This window comes from Burkholderia sp. AU30198, assembly GCF_020419825.1.
Taxonomy (GTDB): Bacteria; Pseudomonadota; Gammaproteobacteria; order Burkholderiales; family Burkholderiaceae; genus Burkholderia.
This window is the reverse complement of the sequence record NZ_JAIZSA010000015.1, coordinates 178,214-193,141: the sequence shown is the minus strand read 5'-3', so window position 1 is coordinate 193,141 and position 14,928 is coordinate 178,214. Positions and strand designations below refer to the sequence as shown.

The 14,928-nt window shown below is 66.7% G+C and carries 18 protein-coding genes and 1 riboswitch; of the genes, 15 read left to right on the top strand and 3 right to left on the bottom strand.

All coding sequences use genetic code 11. The features are described 5' to 3' along the window. Positions 1 to 161: 161 nt before the first annotated feature. From LGN19_RS28780 to arsH, 4 genes are read left to right on the top strand one after another with little or no spacing between them, the layout of a single operon-like run. Positions 162 to 494, top strand: a complete 333-nt coding sequence (locus LGN19_RS28780) for an ArsR/SmtB family transcription factor (RefSeq protein WP_226218478.1) — start codon at positions 162 to 164, stop codon at positions 492 to 494. After that, positions 491 to 1,561: an ACR3 family arsenite efflux transporter gene (arsB, locus tag LGN19_RS28775; RefSeq protein ID WP_226218476.1), complete on the top strand. Its 1,071-nt coding sequence runs from the start codon at positions 491 to 493 to the stop codon at positions 1,559 to 1,561. Before LGN19_RS28780 ends, arsB begins: the two co-directional genes overlap by 4 nt. Before the next feature lie 20 nt (positions 1,562 to 1,581). Beyond that, positions 1,582 to 2,004 (top strand): arsenate reductase (glutaredoxin), encoded by a 423-nt coding sequence (arsC, locus tag LGN19_RS28770; protein WP_226218475.1) that lies wholly within the window; start codon positions 1,582 to 1,584, stop codon positions 2,002 to 2,004. After that, complete coding sequence (gene arsH, locus LGN19_RS28765; RefSeq protein ID WP_226218473.1) at positions 1,982 to 2,719, top strand: arsenical resistance protein ArsH; 738 nt, start codon at positions 1,982 to 1,984, stop codon at positions 2,717 to 2,719. Before arsC ends, arsH begins: the two co-directional genes overlap by 23 nt. An 82-nt stretch (positions 2,720 to 2,801) precedes the next feature. Here the strand turns inward: arsH and LGN19_RS28760 are convergent, their stop codons facing one another. After that, positions 2,802 to 3,812, bottom strand: coding sequence for a sodium:calcium antiporter (locus LGN19_RS28760; RefSeq protein WP_226218472.1), 1,011 nt, complete (start codon positions 3,810 to 3,812; stop codon positions 2,802 to 2,804). An 81-nt stretch (positions 3,813 to 3,893) separates the two neighbouring features. Next, positions 3,894 to 4,060: riboswitch (yybP-ykoY riboswitch) on the bottom strand. A gap of 120 nt (positions 4,061 to 4,180) precedes the next feature. Here LGN19_RS28760 and LGN19_RS28755 point away from each other — a divergent pair. From LGN19_RS28755 to LGN19_RS28740, 4 genes are all read left to right on the top strand, one after another. Continuing rightward, positions 4,181 to 4,456, top strand: a complete 276-nt coding sequence (locus LGN19_RS28755; RefSeq protein ID WP_226218470.1) for a metal/formaldehyde-sensitive transcriptional repressor — start codon at positions 4,181 to 4,183, stop codon at positions 4,454 to 4,456. Positions 4,457 to 4,468: 12 nt separating this feature from the next. After that, entirely contained in the window at positions 4,469 to 5,758 is a 1,290-nt protein-coding gene (gene dmeF / locus LGN19_RS28750; RefSeq protein WP_226218468.1) for a CDF family Co(II)/Ni(II) efflux transporter DmeF, read from the top strand. 2 nt (positions 5,759 to 5,760) lie between these two features. Further along, positions 5,761 to 5,946, top strand: coding sequence for a DUF1289 domain-containing protein (locus LGN19_RS28745; protein ID WP_122948714.1), 186 nt, complete (start codon positions 5,761 to 5,763; stop codon positions 5,944 to 5,946). A 107-nt stretch (positions 5,947 to 6,053) separates the two neighbouring features. Further along, positions 6,054 to 7,262 (top strand): MFS transporter, encoded by a 1,209-nt coding sequence (locus LGN19_RS28740; protein WP_122948715.1) that lies wholly within the window; start codon positions 6,054 to 6,056, stop codon positions 7,260 to 7,262. 19 nt (positions 7,263 to 7,281) lie between these two features. Here the strand turns inward: LGN19_RS28740 and LGN19_RS28735 are convergent, their stop codons facing one another. Together LGN19_RS28735 and LGN19_RS28730 are read right to left on the bottom strand one after the other, a co-directional pair. After that, the gene (locus tag LGN19_RS28735) at positions 7,282 to 8,691 is read right to left on the bottom strand and encodes a heavy metal sensor histidine kinase (protein ID WP_226218467.1); all 1,410 of its coding nucleotides are present in this window, start codon (positions 8,689 to 8,691) and stop codon (positions 7,282 to 7,284) included. Continuing rightward, the gene (locus tag LGN19_RS28730) at positions 8,688 to 9,359 is read right to left on the bottom strand and encodes a heavy metal response regulator transcription factor (protein ID WP_166955107.1); all 672 of its coding nucleotides are present in this window, start codon (positions 9,357 to 9,359) and stop codon (positions 8,688 to 8,690) included. Before LGN19_RS28730 ends, LGN19_RS28735 begins: the two co-directional genes overlap by 4 nt. Positions 9,360 to 9,603: 244 nt before the next feature. Here LGN19_RS28730 and LGN19_RS28725 point away from each other — a divergent pair, with 244 nt between their 5' ends. The 7 genes from LGN19_RS28725 (at position 9,604) to LGN19_RS28695 (ending at position 14,919) form a co-directional block, all read left to right on the top strand. Then, a complete protein-coding gene (locus LGN19_RS28725) occupies positions 9,604 to 10,008 on the top strand; it encodes a hypothetical protein (protein WP_226218465.1) in 405 nt (134 codons plus the stop codon). A 90-nt stretch (positions 10,009 to 10,098) separates the two neighbouring features. After that, the gene (locus tag LGN19_RS28720; RefSeq protein WP_175219088.1) at positions 10,099 to 10,380 is read left to right on the top strand and encodes a hypothetical protein; all 282 of its coding nucleotides are present in this window, start codon (positions 10,099 to 10,101) and stop codon (positions 10,378 to 10,380) included. Continuing rightward, positions 10,377 to 11,873 carry a TolC family protein gene (locus tag LGN19_RS28715; RefSeq protein ID WP_122948720.1) on the top strand — a complete coding sequence of 499 codons (1,497 nt, stop codon included), beginning with the start codon at positions 10,377 to 10,379 and terminating at the stop codon, positions 11,871 to 11,873. The genes LGN19_RS28720 and LGN19_RS28715 overlap by 4 nt, the downstream gene beginning before the upstream one ends. A 1-nt stretch (position 11,874) precedes the next feature. Next, the gene (locus tag LGN19_RS28710; RefSeq protein WP_226218464.1) at positions 11,875 to 13,170 is read left to right on the top strand and encodes a multicopper oxidase family protein; all 1,296 of its coding nucleotides are present in this window, start codon (positions 11,875 to 11,877) and stop codon (positions 13,168 to 13,170) included. A gap of 68 nt (positions 13,171 to 13,238) precedes the next feature. Then, positions 13,239 to 13,586: a copper-binding protein gene (locus LGN19_RS28705; RefSeq protein ID WP_226218462.1), complete on the top strand. Its 348-nt coding sequence runs from the start codon at positions 13,239 to 13,241 to the stop codon at positions 13,584 to 13,586. A gap of 14 nt (positions 13,587 to 13,600) precedes the next feature. Further along, on the top strand, positions 13,601 to 13,981 hold the full coding sequence (gene copC, locus LGN19_RS28700) for a copper homeostasis periplasmic binding protein CopC (protein ID WP_174958997.1): 381 nt from the start codon (positions 13,601 to 13,603) through the stop codon (positions 13,979 to 13,981). Then, the gene (locus LGN19_RS28695) at positions 13,978 to 14,919 is read left to right on the top strand and encodes a copper resistance D family protein (RefSeq protein ID WP_226218460.1); all 942 of its coding nucleotides are present in this window, start codon (positions 13,978 to 13,980) and stop codon (positions 14,917 to 14,919) included. The genes copC and LGN19_RS28695 overlap by 4 nt, the downstream gene beginning before the upstream one ends. Positions 14,920 to 14,928: the final 9 nt, after the last annotated feature.

Sequence of the window (14,928 nt, the reverse complement as noted above, 5' to 3'; positions counted from 1 at the left end):
CGGGACGGCGGTTGCACCGGCGCCGCGCATGTCGAGCCGGAAGCGGCTCGTGCGGCGGCGTTTGACGGTGCACGACGGGTTGGATACAGGTCGGCAGGGGATCGGCTTCGATATTTAAACAATACTTGAAATATCGAAATGATGGCGCTATCCTTCGCGCCATGGACTCCAATCTCGTCGTGCGCGCGTTGGGCGCGCTTGCTCATGAAGCGCGCCTGGCCATCTTCCGCGCGCTGGTCGTGGCCGGGCCCGAAGGGCTGCCGGCCGGCGCGATCGCGCAGCAGATCGGGCTGTCGCCGTCGAGCCTGTCGTTTCATCTGAAGGATTTGTCGCACGCCGACCTGGTCACTGCGCGCCAGGAAGGCCGGTTCATCTACTACGCGGCGAATTTCGAATCGATGAGCGGGCTCATCGGGTTCCTGACCGAGAACTGCTGCGCCGGCGCTGCCTGTGGCGTACCGGCCGCGCCCGATTGCTGCGGTGATCGCACATGACCGGCTCGAACGTTGCCCCATCGCAAGCCGTGGCGGCGCAGCCCGCCATCGGCTTCTTCGAGCGCTACCTGACCGTGTGGGTAGCGCTGTGCATCGTGCTCGGCATCGCGCTGGGCCTGGCGCTGCCGGAACTCTTTCAGCACATCGGCCGCATGGAATACGCACAGGTCAACCTGCCCGTCGGGCTGTTGATCTGGGTGATGATCGTGCCGATGCTCGTCAAGGTCGACTTCGGCGCGTTGCATGAGGTTCGGCAGCACGTGCGGGGAATCGGCGTCACGCTCGTCGTGAACTGGCTCGTCAAGCCGTTTTCGATGGCGTTGCTCGGCTGGCTGTTCATCCGGCAGCTGTTCGCGCCGATGCTGCCCGCCGACCAGATCGACAGCTATATCGCCGGCCTGATCCTGCTGGCCGCCGCGCCATGCACGGCGATGGTGTTTGTATGGAGCCGGCTGACGGGCGGCGATCCGCTGTTCACGCTGTCGCAGGTCGCGCTCAACGACAGCATCATGGTGATCGCGTTCGCGCCGCTGGTCGGCCTGTTGCTGGGGATGTCCGCGATCACGGTGCCGTGGGCGACGCTGCTCACGTCCGTCGTGCTTTACATCGTCGTCCCGGTGATCCTCGCGCAAGCGTGGCGCAGGCTGTTGCTCGCCAGGGGGCAGGCGGCGTTCGACCGCGCGATGGCGAAGATCGGCCCGTGGTCCATCGCCGCGCTGCTGGCCACGCTGGTGCTGCTGTTCGCGTTCCAGGGCGAGGCGATCCTGAAGCAGCCGCTGGTGATCGCGCTGCTCGCGGTGCCGATCCTGATCCAGGTGTTCTTCAACGCGGCGCTCGCGTACGGGCTCAATCGCGTCGTCGGCGAGAAACACAGCATCGCTTGCCCTTCGGCGTTGATCGGTGCGTCCAATTTCTTCGAGCTTGCAGTCGCGGCTGCCATCAGCCTGTTCGGCTTCCACTCCGGCGCGGCGCTTGCAACCGTCGTCGGCGTGCTGATCGAAGTGCCGGTCATGCTGCTCGTCGTGCGTGTCGTCAACCGGTCGAAGGGCTGGTACGAGCGCGCGTGAAATCATTCAGGAATCCGGATATGACCGACATCACGATCTATCACAACCCCGATTGCGGCACGTCGCGCAATACGCTGGCCCTGATTCGCAACTCGGGCGTCGAGCCTCGCGTCGTGCTTTATCTGGAAACGCCGCCGAGCCAGGATGAATTGCGCGCGCTGATCGCTGCGATGGGCATCCCCGTGCGCGACGTGATGCGTCGCAAGGGGACACCGTATGAAGCGCTCGATCTCGACAATCCGAAATGGAGCGACGACGACCTGATCGGCTTCATGGTCGCCCATCCGATCCTGATCAATCGCCCGATCGTCGTGACGCCACTCGGCACGCGGCTGTGCCGCCCGTCCGAGCAGGTGCTCGATATCCTGCCCGATCCGCAGCAACGGCCGTTTGCGAAGGAAGACGGCGAAATCGTGATCGATGCGGAGGGCAAGCGTGTCTGACAGCCTGAACGCTCTGCCGCAACTCGATGCCACGCTTTTCAGCGTACCGGACGCGAGCCGGCTGCAGCCCGCGCAACCGTCGACGCATCCGCCTCGAATCGTGCTTCTCTACGGGTCATTGCGCACGCGCTCGTTCAGCCGGCTGCTGGTCGAGGAGGCGGCGCGGCTGCTGACGGCCATGGGCGCCGAAGCAAGGATTTTCAATCCGGCCGGCTTGCCGCTGCCCGACGATGCGCCGGAGCACCACCCGAAAGTGGCGGAGCTGCGCGAGCTCGTGCAATGGTCGGAGGGCATGGTGTGGTGCTCGCCCGAGCGGCACGGCGCGATGACCGGCGTGATGAAATCGCAGATCGACTGGATTCCGTTGTCGGTCGGCGCGATACGGCCGACGCAGGGCAAGACGCTGGCGGTCATGCAGGTCAGCGGCGGATCGCAATCGTTCAATGCGGTCAACCAGATGCGGGTGCTCGGGCGCTGGATGCGCATGCTGACCATTCCGAACCAGTCGTCCGTTGCGAAGGCGTTCATGGAATTCGGCGACGACGACAGGATGAAACCGTCCGCGTATTTCGATCGGGTCGTCGACGTCATGGAGGAACTGGTCAAGTTCACGCTGCTGACGCGCGACGTCGGCGTGTATCTGACGGACCGCTACAGCGAGCGCAAGGAAAGCGCCGAACAACTGTCGCAGCGCGTGAACCAGACGCGCATCTGAATCGCTCGGGGGCGGGCGGCGCGGTGGTGCATCGTTCGCGCCGGGGCAGCGGCGTCGTGCCCGGCGCGTCCGGTGAGCAAGATCAGCGCGCCAGCGTGAGGAACAGATACCCCGCATAACCCGCCCCGTTCGCCAGCAACGCCCAGATCGCGAGCCCGCGCGTGCGCGCATTGAAGCGCAGCCACGCCGCCGCCGTGAGCGTGATGATCACGCCGGTCAGCACTTCGGGGCGCGGCTCCCACGGCGTCAGCATGATGCCAATCGCCGGCAGCAGCGTGCCCTGGAACACCATCGCGCCGGTGATGTTGCCGAACGCGAGCGTGTCCTTCTTGCGGCGGATCCACAGCACGCTGTTGACCTTCTCCGGCAATTCCGTCGCGATCGGCACGATGATCAGCGACAGCAGCAGTGCCGATACGCCGAGTACGTGCGACACGCCCTCCACGCCGTGAATGAAGCCCTTCGCCCCGCCGACCAGCAGCGCGAGGCCGATGAGCAACTGCAGCGCGATCGTCGCGAGGTTGGTCGGCAGGCCCGTGCGTGACAGGAACATCTTGTGTGGCGCTTCGGTGCCGTGCCCGGCATCGACGAGCTGGTTCGACGCACGGAACGTCATCACGACGTACATCACGTAGATGCCGACCAGCATCGCCGCGAGCAGCACGCGCACGGCCCAGTTGTGATGCGGGACGAACATCGCGGCGGTGGCCAGCGAGAACGCGGCGAGGAAGTAGTTCAGGTCGCGCACGAAGCCCGTGCGTTCGGGCGCGATCGTACCGCGCAGTCCGCGCGAGCGGATCACGGCGAGCGTCATCAGGAAGGTGGTGAGCGTCGCGAGCATCAGCGGTGCGCCGAGAATCGCGCCGACACCGATCTCCTCGTTCACGGCCTGGTTCGCCGTGCCGCCGGCCAGTGCGAGCAGCGGCACCATCGTTTCGGGCAGCGCGGTGCCGACGGCCGCGAACAGCGACCCGGTGACGCCTTCGGAAATCTTCAGGCGTTCGCCGAGATGTTCGAGCGCATTGGTGAAGACCTCGGCGGCGATGAGGATGACGACCAGCATGAACGCCAGTTCGATGAACATGAAGGTCATGCGGCACCTCCGCGGGCATGCGCGCGGACGGCGGCGGAACGCGGGGAAAAGGCGGTGGGGAACATGGGGACTCCGTGGTCGGACGCTGACGAACCATGGCGCATCCGACGACGTCCGACCAGGAACGACGTGATGCGCCCATGGTCTCGCCAAGCCGATCAGGCTGAACGCGCCACGGCCGCAGGCCGAGTGTGTTGACGCGTTCGCTTTCCGGGACGGAAAGCAGGCTACTCCCCAAAGACGAAGGGCAGTCTAGCCGAGCAGATTTCTTTCGACAAGCCTTCATCTCAAAAAAATATACCCCTCTCCCCTATAGGGGAAGCCTTCGGGATATATACTCCCCCTCCCTATGCAGGAGTCCGTCATCGATGAGTCATACCGTTCGTGAAAAACAGAAGTTGCTGAACCGAGTGCGCCGTATCAAGGGCCAGGTCGAGGCGATCGAGCGCGCGCTCGGGGACGAGCGCGGCTGCAACGAGGTACTGCAATTGATCACGAGCTGTCGCGGCGCGATGAACGGGCTGCTGGCCGTCGTGCTGGAAGACCACATTCGCGAGCACATGGTCGATGCACACGGGCCGGATGAGCACGCAGGCAGCGCGACCGAGCAGCTGATCGACGTGGTGCACAGCTATTTCAAGTAATCGGGGCGGAACATGAGCAATTTCACGAATGACGCGTTCGGCGCGGGGCACGACCATATCTTCCTCGGCGCCGCGCACGAGCAGAACGAACGGAAGACATGGATGGTCATCGGCCTGTGCGCGGCGATGATGGTGGCCGAGATCGTCGGCGGCACGATGTTCGGATCGCTGGCGCTCGTCGCCGACGGGCTGCACATGTCGACGCACGCAGGCGCGATGCTGATCGCCGCGCTGGCCTACACCTATGCGCGCAGGCATGCCGACGATCCGCGCTTCGTGTTCGGCACCGGCAAGCTGGGCGACCTGGCCGGGTTCACGAGCGCGATCGTGCTCGCGATGATCGCGATCCTGATCGGTTACGAGGCCGTCGCGCGATTCCTGTCGCCGGTGCCCATTCATTTTGGCGAGGCGATTCCGATCGCGGTGCTCGGCCTCGCGGTCAACCTGGCGAGCGTGTGGCTGCTGAGCGGCGGCCATCACGGGCATGATCACGGCCACCATCACGGGCATGGCCATGGGCATGGACATGGGCACGCACACGACGATCACGCGGACGAAGCCATGAGGGTCTTCTCGACAGCCGGCGTGTTCGACGTATCGGTGTACGAAGACGGCGTGCCGCCGGTGTTCCGGATTGCGCCCGCAACCGGCGAATCGAGCCTCGACGGGGTGTCCGTCTCGATCACGACCATCCGTCCCGACCAGTCGCGACAGCATTTCACGATGGTCGCGCGCAACGGGTTCCTGGAATCGCGCGAGACCATTCCCGAGCCGCATGCGTTCGATGCGATCGTGACGCTGAACGGCATCGAGCACGCGCTGACGTTCGTCGAACACGATCATCACGAAGGTGCGCACGCTGCCACCACCCGCGATCACAACATCCGGTCGGCCTACGTTCACGTGATTGCCGATGCCGCAGTGTCGGTGCTGGCGATCATCGGGCTGCTGCTCGCACGTGCATTCGGCTGGGTCTGGATGGACCCTGTCGCGGGCATCATCGGCGCGCTCGTCATTGCGAACTGGTCGTACGGGCTGATGCGCGATACGGGCGGCATCCTGCTCGACGTCAACGTCGATCGCAAGCTGGCGGAGCGCGTGCGCCATGCGATCGAGGTGCTGGGCGACAAGGTCAACGACCTTCACGTGTGGCGCGTCGGCCCGGGCCACATGAGCGCGATCGTGTCGGTCGAGACCGCCGACGCGGCGCGTGACGCGCGCTTCTACCATGCGCTCGTCGCGCGCTTTGACGGCGTTTCCCACGTGACCGTCGAAGTGATGGCGCCGGCGAAGGCGGCCTGACCGTGGCCGTGAAATCGCCGTGTACCGAGCTGTGCGCGTTCGACGGTCGCACCGGATTCTGCGTGGGCTGCCTGCGCACGCGCGACGAGGCGCGCGACTGGAAGAAGATGACCGACCATCGCCGGCACCAGATACTGAACGACCGCAATCGTCGTCAAGCGAAGATCCGGCGCGAGCCGGGGGAGTGAAGGGCGCGCGGGGCAGGGGCCCGACAACTCGCGCGTGCGGTATGTCCTGCTGCGAGCGGTAGTATGACCGGCGTCCCGTGCCACGATTCGACGATCGAGAGCGACCCATGCAGACCGGATCATCGACCCGCATTCTCCGTCAGATTCCACGCAGCGTCTGGGTGCTGGGCTGCGTCAGCCTGCTGATGGACGTGTCGTCGGAAATCATCCACAGCCTGTTGCCGATGTTCCTGATGGCAGGGCTCGGCGCGAGCGCGACCGCGATCGGCGTCATCGAGGGGATCGCCGAGGCCACTGCGCCGGTCGTCAAGGTGTTCTCCGGCACGCTGAGCGACTACCTGCGCAATCGCAAATGGCTGGCGGTCGCCGGATACGGGCTCGGCGCGCTCAGCAAGCCGCTGTTCGCGATCGCGCCGACTATCGGTCTCGTCGTGACGGCGCGGATCGTCGACCGGATCGGCAAGGGGATTCGCGGCGCGCCGCGCGATGCGCTGGTGGCCGATGTCACGCCGGTTCACCTGCGCGGCGCCGCCTATGGGCTGCGGCAGTCGCTCGATACGGTGGGCGCGTTCCTCGGGCCGCTGCTGGCCGTCATCATCATGCTGGTGTGGCACGACGACTTCCGCCTCGCATTCTGGCTGGCCGTGGTCCCCGGCGTGCTGGCCGTGGCGCTGCTCGCGTTCGGTATCGACGAGCCGGCGCGTGCGCCGGGCGAGCCGCGCGTCAACCCGATCCGTCGCGATGTCGTTGCGCAACTCGGCGCCCGCTACTGGTGGGTCGTCGCCGTGGGCGCCGTGTTCGCGTTGGCCCGCTTCAGCGAGGCATTTCTGGTACTGCGCGCGATGGGTAGCGGCGTACCCGTCGCGCTCGTGCCGCTCGTGATGGTGGCGATGAACGTCGTGTACGCGTTGTCGGCCTATCCGTTCGGCAAGCTCGCCGACACGACGAGCCACACGAAGCTGATGGCGGCCGGGCTCGTGCTGTTGATGGCGGCCGATCTCGTGCTCGCACACGGCACGCACTGGGGAACCGTACTCGTCGGCGTCGCACTGTGGGGGCTCCATATGGGGATGACGCAGGGGCTGCTCGCGACGATGGTCGCGCATGCCGCGCCGGCCGAGTTGAGAGGCACGGCATTCGGCGTGTTCAACCTGGTCGGCGGTGTCGTGACGCTCGTGTCGAGTGTCGTCGCGGGCATCCTGTGGGATCGGGTGGGCGCAGCGGCGACGTTCTACGCAGGGGCCGTGTTCAGCACGGCGACCATCGTGCTGCTCGTCTGCATTCGAACGTCGTTCGGCGCCGCGCAGGATCGTTAGCCGGAGCGCAGCGAGCGGTCTAGCTGTCCGTGCCGCGCGGAAAATAAAGCGCGAACGTCGTGCGCCCGTCGCGGCTCGCGACCTCGACCTTGCCGCGATGAAGCTCCATGATCGACTTCACGATCGCGAGCCCGAGCCCCGCGTTGCGCGCCGCGCCGTGCCGCGACGAATCGATGCGGTAGAAGCGTTCGAAGATCCGTTCGACCTGTTCGGGCGGAATCGCGGCGCCACGATTAGTAACTTCGACAACCGCGTAGCTGCCTTGCGCCGAAACGGCCAGCTCGATCGTCGACGCGGCTTCCGCATGTTCGAGCGCGTTCGACGCGAGGTTGCTGACGGCGCGCCGGAACAGCGTCGCATCCGCGACGACCGGCGCTTCGCCGTGCACGTCGATGCGCACGCCGGCTTCGTCGGCCAGCGCCTGGAAATACGACGCGAGCCGGCGCAGCTCGCTGCCCGCGTCGAGTTCGGCGGTCTTCAGGTGCTGTCGCGCGTTGTCGGTGCGCGCGAGAAACAGCATGTTCTCGATCATCCGCTGCAGCCGTTCGCATTCCTCGATGTTCGAATCGATCAGCGCTTCGTATTCCTCGGTCGTGCGCGCGCGCGACAGCGTGACCTGCGACGAGCTGATCACGTTGGCGAGCGGCGTGCGCATGTCGTGCGCGAGATCGGACGAGAACTGCGACAGCCGCACGAACGCGCGTTCGAGGCGGTCGAGCATCCGGTTGACCGACGTCGCGAGTTCACGCAGCTCGACCGGGCCGCCGCGCGCGTCGAGCCGCGCGTTCAGGTTGTGTGCCTCGATGCGCGACGTCTGCCGGCCGAGGCTCTCGACCGGGCGCAGGCCGCGCGACGCGACCGCGTAGCCGAGCGCACCGACGAGCAGCGCGCCCACGGCCGCCGCGAGCCAGATGTCGACGCGATAGCTTTCGAGCAGCGAGTGGCGATCGGTCGCCGTGCGCGCAAGCGCGACCTGGATCGCATCGCCCGATGGCAGCGTGGCGCGTGCATACACGCAACGTGACGTGCCGATGCCGGGCGGCGAACAGGTGAACGGCCCGCTGGCTCTGCCGGCGGGGTGCTGCGCCGAGATGACCGACGCCAGCGTATTGCCGGCTTCGTCGGAATGCTCGACGATCGCGCGGTTCTGCGCATCGTAGATACCGAGATACACGCCCGGGTGCGACAGCAGCACCTCGTGGAACACGGCCGGATCGGCACGCAGCGCGGCGATCGATCCGCTCGCGCGCGCGAGTTGCAGGAACTGGTTGAGCTTGCCGGAGATCTCGATGTCGTCGCGCCGCGTCAGCTCGGCGGACAGCGAGCGATAGAGGTACGCGCCGGTCAGCGCGAACACGAGCGCGGCGACGACCGCGAACGCGAGTGTCAGGCGCCGCAGCAGCGAATACGAGGCCGGGCTCGCGGTCACGAGCGATCCTCGAGCACGTAGCCCATTCCGCGGATCGTGTGGATCAGCTTCTTCTCATGGGCGTTGTCGATCTTCGCGCGCAGGCGCTTGATCGCTGCATCGACGACGTTCGTGTCGCTGTCGAAATTCATGTCCCAGATCTGCGACGTGATGAAGGTGCGCGTCAGCACTTCGCCCTCGCGCTCGGCGAGCAACTGCAGCAGCGCGAATTCCTGCGCGGTCAGGTCGATGCGGGTGTCGGCGCGCCGCACGCGGCGGCGGATCAGGTCGACTTCGAGATCAGCGACATGCAGGATGTCGCGCACGTTGCGCGGCGCGCGCCGCAGCAGCGAGCGGATGCGCGCGAGGAACTCGGCATACGCGAACGGCTTGAGCAGGTAGTCGTCGGCGCCCAGTTCGAGCCCGGCGACCTTGTCCTCGATCGCCTCGCGCGCCGTGAGCAGCAGCACGGGTGTCTGCTTCTGCGCACGCAGCCGCTTGAGCACCTCGAAGCCATCCATTTCCGGCAGCATCACATCGAGCACGACGAGATCGAAATCCTCGTGCAGCGCGAGGAACAGCCCGTCCTTGCCGTTTTCCGCGACGTCGACCGTATAGCTCGCCTCCATCAGCCCTTTCCGGAGGTACGACGCCATCTTGGGTTCGTCTTCGACTATCAGTATCCGCATGGTGAGGCAGGCTGTCCGTGATTCATCCGTGATTCCAGCCGGTCAGTGTAACGCGTGAGCTTACGGCGCCGCGCGTGCGCGAAGGATGACCACCGGATGACGGAATTGTCATGAAACGCCGGTCATGTTTCGGCCATGTCGTCGTCACCGCGGCGGCGATAAGCTGCGGCCGTCTTGTCCCCGGAGCGCGCCGTCGCGGCGCCGCGCCGGCCCATCCGGTCGTTGCCTGCCTGATTCCGCATCCATGTCGTACTGGCGCAAATTCGTCCTCGTCGTGCTGCTGGCGCTGAGCCTGCCGATCCAGTCGTTCGCGACCGTGTCGATGGCATGCGCGGGCACGGGCGCAGTCGTCGCCATGCCGCACGTGGAAGGAGGGGCAAGCGCTGACGATTCGGCAGCGCCGCACGCGGTGCCGGGCGCGAACGGTGGCCAGCATAGGCATCAGCACGAGCAAGACGATCATGCGCGCCACGCCCAGCCGTGCTCCGCGTGCGCGTCCTGCTGCCTCGGCATCGGCATGGCGGATCTCTCCGCGGTGTCCGTTGCGTCGGGTATCGGTATCGCGCTCGTCTCTTTCGCGCCGACGCCGGTCGTCGTGTCGTTCCTGACCGGCGGCATCGACCGGCCGCCGCGCCGGCTTCTCGTCTAGCCCCTGCCCGCGGCTCCGACCTGCCGCGCTCTGCAAACCGTTCCGGCGGCGGCATCACGCCAGCCGGACGACTCACGACGAGACTCATTCATGCGATTGATTACTGCGGCGCTGCTTGGCGCGGCGGCCCTCGTGCCGTCGCTCGCGCCTGCGCAAACCCCGCTGCCCGATCCGGCGGATGCCGCCGCGGCGGTGCCGGATGTCACCGTGACGTCCGCATTCGACGGCTACCGGCCGTATCGGGACGACGAAGGCCCGGGCTGGAAACAACTGAACCGGGACGTGATGGAGCGGCCCGCGAAAGGACGTGCGACGGGCGGTGCGGCCGGAAACGGCACTGCGCATTCGAAGCACGGAGGCGCCGCGCCATGACGATGCTTGCGATATCGCCGAGGATCGGCGCGGCCGCTGCCGTGCTGGCGTTCCTCGCGGGCTGCACGACGTTTTCGAAGGACGGCGGGTTCGACGCGGTGTCGTCCGCCGCGTCGGAGCGCATCGGAAAAGACGCGATCGTGGTCAGGACCGACGCCGACCGCGAAGCCGTCGACAAGCGCACGAAGGAGCTGCTTGCCAAGCCGCTGTCGATGGACGACGCGGTGCAGGTCGCGCTGCTGAACAACCGTGGCCTGCAGGCGTCGTACGCGGAACTGGGGCTGTCGGAGGCCGATCTCGTGCAGGCCGGCCGGCTGCCGAACCCGCGCTTCGCGTTCAGCCGCACGCGTGCCGGCGACGGCGAGCTGACGCTCGGCCGCACGTTCTCGGCGAACGTGTTCGCGCTGCTGACGATGCCGCTCGCGACGAACATCGAACGCCGTCGCTTCGAGCAGACCAAGCTCGAAACGGCCGACGCGATGCTGAAGGCGGCAGCCGACGCACGCCGCGCATACGTCGAGGCCGTTGCCGCCGAGCAGGCCGCGAACTACGCGCAACAGGTGCGCGAGGCCGCGAGCGCGGCCGCCGAACTCGCGCTGCGCATGCGGCAGGCCGGCAACTTCAGCCGCCTCGATTACGCACGCGAACAGGCGTTCCATGCCGATGCGGTTGCGCAGCACGCGAAGGCGCGCCAGCAGGCGGTGGCCGCGCGCGAGAAGCTCACACGCGCGATGGGCCTGTGGGGCGAGCGCACGCAGTACACGCTGCCCGAGCGCTTGCCCGACCTGCCGAAAGCGCGGCCGAACCTGCCTGATCTCGAACGGTTCGCGATGAGCAACCGCTTCGACATCCAGGCTGCGAAGCTGCAGACGCAGGGCGTCGCGTCGTCGCTTGGCCTTAGCAAAGCGACACGCTTCGTCAATGCGGTCGATCTCGGCTACGTGAACAACTACGAGACCGGCAAGGGACACGAGCACGGCTACGAGATCAGCGTCGAGATTCCGCTGTTCGACTGGGGCGGCGCGAAGGTTGCGCGGGCCGAGGCCGTCTACATGCAGTCGGCGAACCGGCTCGCGAAGACCGCTATCGATGCGCGCTCCGACGTGCGCGAATCGTATGCGGCATACGTGACGAGCTACGACGTCGCGACCCACTATCGCGACGAAGTCGTGCCGCTGCGCAAGACGATCTCCGACGAGCTGCTGCTGCGCTACAACGGGATGCTCGCGAGCGTGTTCGAGCTGCTGACGGATGCGCGTGAACAGGTCGGCGCGGTCAACGGCTACATCGATGCGCTGAAGGACTACTGGCTCGCCGAAACCGATCTGCAGATGGCCGTCGGGGGCCGGTTGCCGTCGCCGGGCGCCACGCCGCGCGCGACGCAATCCCCCCAGCCCGAAGCCACTTCAAACGCCGACGCTGCGCCGCAGCCGGCGTCCACCCCCGCGGCGCAACCGGCGCCCGCGACGCAACCGCATCCGGAAGGTCATTGACATGGTGTCCCGTCGACAATTTCTCAGCGGCTCGGGTGCCGCGCTGCTGGGCGCCGCGATGGTCAGCAAGGCCGGCGCCGCATCGCTGCCCGAAGCGCCCACGATGGCGAAAGCCGCTACGCAGCCGCCGCTCGTGCCGCCGAATGGCCGCCCGTACACGCCCGTCGCGACGCTGAACGGCTGGACGCTGCCGTGGCGGATGAAGAACGGCTGGAAGGAATTCCACCTGACGGCCGAGCCCGTCGTGCGCGAGATGGCGCCCGGCATGAACGCGAACCTGTGGGGCTACAACGGCCAGTCGCCGGGCCCGACGATCGAGGCCGTCGAAGGCGACAAGGTGCGCATCTTCGTGACCAACCGGCTGCCCGAGCACACGACGATCCACTGGCACGGGCTGCGGCTGCCGAACGGGATGGACGGCGTCGGCGGCCTCACGCAGCCGCATATCCCGCCCGGCAAGACCTTCGTCTACGAGTTCCAGCTGGAAGCGCACGGCACCTTCATGTATCACCCGCACGCCGACGAGATGGTGCAGATGGCGATGGGAATGATGGGCATGTTCATCGTGCACCCGAAGGACCGCGGCACGATGCCGGTCGATCGCGATTTCGTGTTCCTGCTGTCTGCCTACGACATCGATCCGGGCAGCTACACGCCGCGCGTGAACGAGATGACCGACTTCAACATGTGGACGTTCAACTCGCGCGTGTTCCCGGGCATCGATCCGCTGCCGGTGCGCGCGGGCGACCGCGTGCGGATTCGTTTCGGCAACCTGACGATGACGAATCACCCGATCCATCTGCACGGCTACAGCTTCGAAGTCGCGGGCACCGACGGCGGCTGGATTCCGCCGGCCGCGCGCTGGCCGGAAGTGACGGCCGATGTCGCGGTGGGCCAGATGCGCGCGATCGAGTTCACCGCCGATCGTCCGGGCGACTGGGCGTTCCATTGCCACAAGTCGCATCACACGATGAATGCGATGGGCCACCAGGTGCCGAACCTGATCGGCGTGCCGCAGAAGGATCTCGCGAAGCGCATCGGCAAGCTCGTGCCCGACTACATGGCGATGGGCAGCACGGGCGGCGCGATGGGCGGCATGGAGATGCCGCTGCCCGACAACACGCTGCCGATGATGACTGGCACGGGCCCGTTCGGGCCGCTGGAGATGGGCGGCATGTTCACGGTCTGCAAGGTGCGGCAGGGGCTCGGCCGCAACGACTATCGCGATCCGGGCTGGTTCAGGCATCCGAAGGGCACCGTCGCGTACGAGTACACCGGCGAACTGCCGGACGGCTGAGCAGCAGCATGCGGCGGCTGCGCGCAGGCGGGCCGCCGGTTTCATTTCATTCACTGGGAGTCGACACGATGAAGAAGGGACTGGTTTCGATGGCAATGGGGTGTGCACTGGCGTTTTCCGCGGCGTCTTACGCGGCCGGCGACATGGCGGGCATGGACATGAGCGGTGGTGCGAAGCAGGAAGCCACGGCGCAGCAGGGAATGTCGCACGGCGAAATCCGCAAGGTCGACACGGCCGCCGGCAAGCTGACGATCAAGCACGGCCCGCTGGACAACCTCGGGATGGACGCGATGACGATGGTGTTCAAGGTGAAGGACCCGGCGATGCTGTCGCGGGTGAAGGCGGGCGACAAGATCGACTTCGTTGCCGAGGACGTGGACGGTGCGCTGACCGTCGTCGAGCTGAAGAAGCCGTGACGCGGAGCGTGACCATGAAGATCCCGAACCTCGCGCGGCTGGCCGCGTTTGCCGTGGCCGGCGCGATCGTTGCGGCCGCACCGGTTGCGGCGTCGGCGCACGGCAAGCTGGAAAGCGCCGCACCGGCCACGGGCAGCACGGTCGATACGGCGCCCGACACGTTGCGGCTCACCTTCAACGAAGACCTCGAACCGGCGTTCAGCTCGGTGAAGGTAGCGGATGCGAACGGCAATGCCGTCACGCAGGAAAAAGCGAAGGTCGATGCGGCGAACCCGCGTGTGATGACGCTCGCGATGCCGAAGCTCGCGCCCGGCGCGTACACGGTGCAGTGGGCGGCGATGACGGCCGACGCGCATCGCACGAAGGGCACCTATACGTTCAGGGTGAAGGGATGAACGACGACCTTGTCGGCCTCCTGCGGCTCGTGTCGGTGGCGATCCAGAACGCCGGGTTCGCCGTCGTCGTCGGCGCGCTGCTCGGCAGCCACTGGCTCGCGCGCGGCGCGTCGGCGTGGCAGCACGGCATCGGGCGGCGGCTCGTCGCGACGCTGCGTATCGCGTCCGTCGTATCGCTCGCCGCGAGCATCACCGCGTTCTGGGCGCATTGCGCGCTGATGAGCGAGGTGTCGTTGCTCGAAGCGGGGCCGTCCGTCCGCGCGATGCTCGCGGGTACCGGGTTCGGTCATGCGTGGCTGGCTGGTGCGGTGTTCATGCTCGTCGTCGTGGCGCTGTCGTTCGTCAGGCGCGCGAACGATACGCGCTTGCCGTTCGCGATGTGGGCCGCGCTCGCCTGCGTCGCGCTCGCACGCAGCAATGGCGGGCATCCGGTGGATGCGGGATGGTTCAGCGTGCCGGTGTGGATCGACTGGCTGCATCTGCTGGCGATCAGCGCATGGGCCGGGCTCGTGTTCGTGACGGCGTTCGACGTGATGCCACGTTTGACCGGCATGCCCGCGAGCGAACGCACGATCGGCGCATCGTTCGTGCAATCGCTGTCCGATGCGTCGACCTACGCATTGATCGTGCTGTTCGCGACCGGCGCGTACAACGGCTGGCGCGGCGTCGATACGCCCGCCAATCTGCTCGCATCGACGTACGGGCAGATCCTGCTGCTGAAGCTTGCGCTCGTGCTGATCGCGGCGGTGCTCGGTGGACACAACCGATTCTTCGGGATGCCGAATCTGCTGGCCGCGCTGAAGGATCCGGCAGCATCGATGCCGTCCAGTTCGTTGCAACGGTTCGGCACGGTGTTGCGGATCGAGGCGGTGGTGCTCGGCGGCGTGCTGATGGTCGCGGCCGTGCTCGTGTCGAGCGCGCTGCCGGGCACGGTGTAGCGCGACGGC

What these genes read in the sequence shown, in the direction of transcription:
- LGN19_RS28780 (WP_226218478.1), top strand. Translation starts at nt 162, where the DNA reads ATGGACTCCAATCTCGTCGTGCGCGCGTTGGGCGCGCTTGCTCATGAA.
- arsB (WP_226218476.1), top strand. Translation starts at nt 491, where the DNA reads ATGACCGGCTCGAACGTTGCCCCATCGCAAGCCGTGGCGGCGCAGCCC.
- arsC (WP_226218475.1), top strand. Translation starts at nt 1,582, where the DNA reads ATGACCGACATCACGATCTATCACAACCCCGATTGCGGCACGTCGCGC.
- arsH (WP_226218473.1), top strand. Translation starts at nt 1,982, where the DNA reads ATGCGGAGGGCAAGCGTGTCTGACAGCCTGAACGCTCTGCCGCAACTC.
- LGN19_RS28760 (WP_226218472.1), bottom strand. Translation starts at nt 3,812, where the DNA reads ATGACCTTCATGTTCATCGAACTGGCGTTCATGCTGGTCGTCATCCTC.
- LGN19_RS28755 (WP_226218470.1), top strand. Translation starts at nt 4,181, where the DNA reads ATGAGTCATACCGTTCGTGAAAAACAGAAGTTGCTGAACCGAGTGCGC.
- dmeF (WP_226218468.1), top strand. Translation starts at nt 4,469, where the DNA reads ATGAGCAATTTCACGAATGACGCGTTCGGCGCGGGGCACGACCATATC.
- LGN19_RS28740 (WP_122948715.1), top strand. Translation starts at nt 6,054, where the DNA reads ATGCAGACCGGATCATCGACCCGCATTCTCCGTCAGATTCCACGCAGC.
- LGN19_RS28730 (WP_166955107.1), bottom strand. Translation starts at nt 9,359, where the DNA reads ATGCGGATACTGATAGTCGAAGACGAACCCAAGATGGCGTCGTACCTC.
- LGN19_RS28725 (WP_226218465.1), top strand. Translation starts at nt 9,604, where the DNA reads ATGTCGTACTGGCGCAAATTCGTCCTCGTCGTGCTGCTGGCGCTGAGC.
- LGN19_RS28720 (WP_175219088.1), top strand. Translation starts at nt 10,099, where the DNA reads ATGCGATTGATTACTGCGGCGCTGCTTGGCGCGGCGGCCCTCGTGCCG.
- LGN19_RS28715 (WP_122948720.1), top strand. Translation starts at nt 10,377, where the DNA reads ATGACGATGCTTGCGATATCGCCGAGGATCGGCGCGGCCGCTGCCGTG.
- LGN19_RS28710 (WP_226218464.1), top strand. Translation starts at nt 11,875, where the DNA reads ATGGTGTCCCGTCGACAATTTCTCAGCGGCTCGGGTGCCGCGCTGCTG.
- LGN19_RS28705 (WP_226218462.1), top strand. Translation starts at nt 13,239, where the DNA reads ATGAAGAAGGGACTGGTTTCGATGGCAATGGGGTGTGCACTGGCGTTT.
- copC (WP_174958997.1), top strand. Translation starts at nt 13,601, where the DNA reads ATGAAGATCCCGAACCTCGCGCGGCTGGCCGCGTTTGCCGTGGCCGGC.
- LGN19_RS28695 (WP_226218460.1), top strand. Translation starts at nt 13,978, where the DNA reads ATGAACGACGACCTTGTCGGCCTCCTGCGGCTCGTGTCGGTGGCGATC.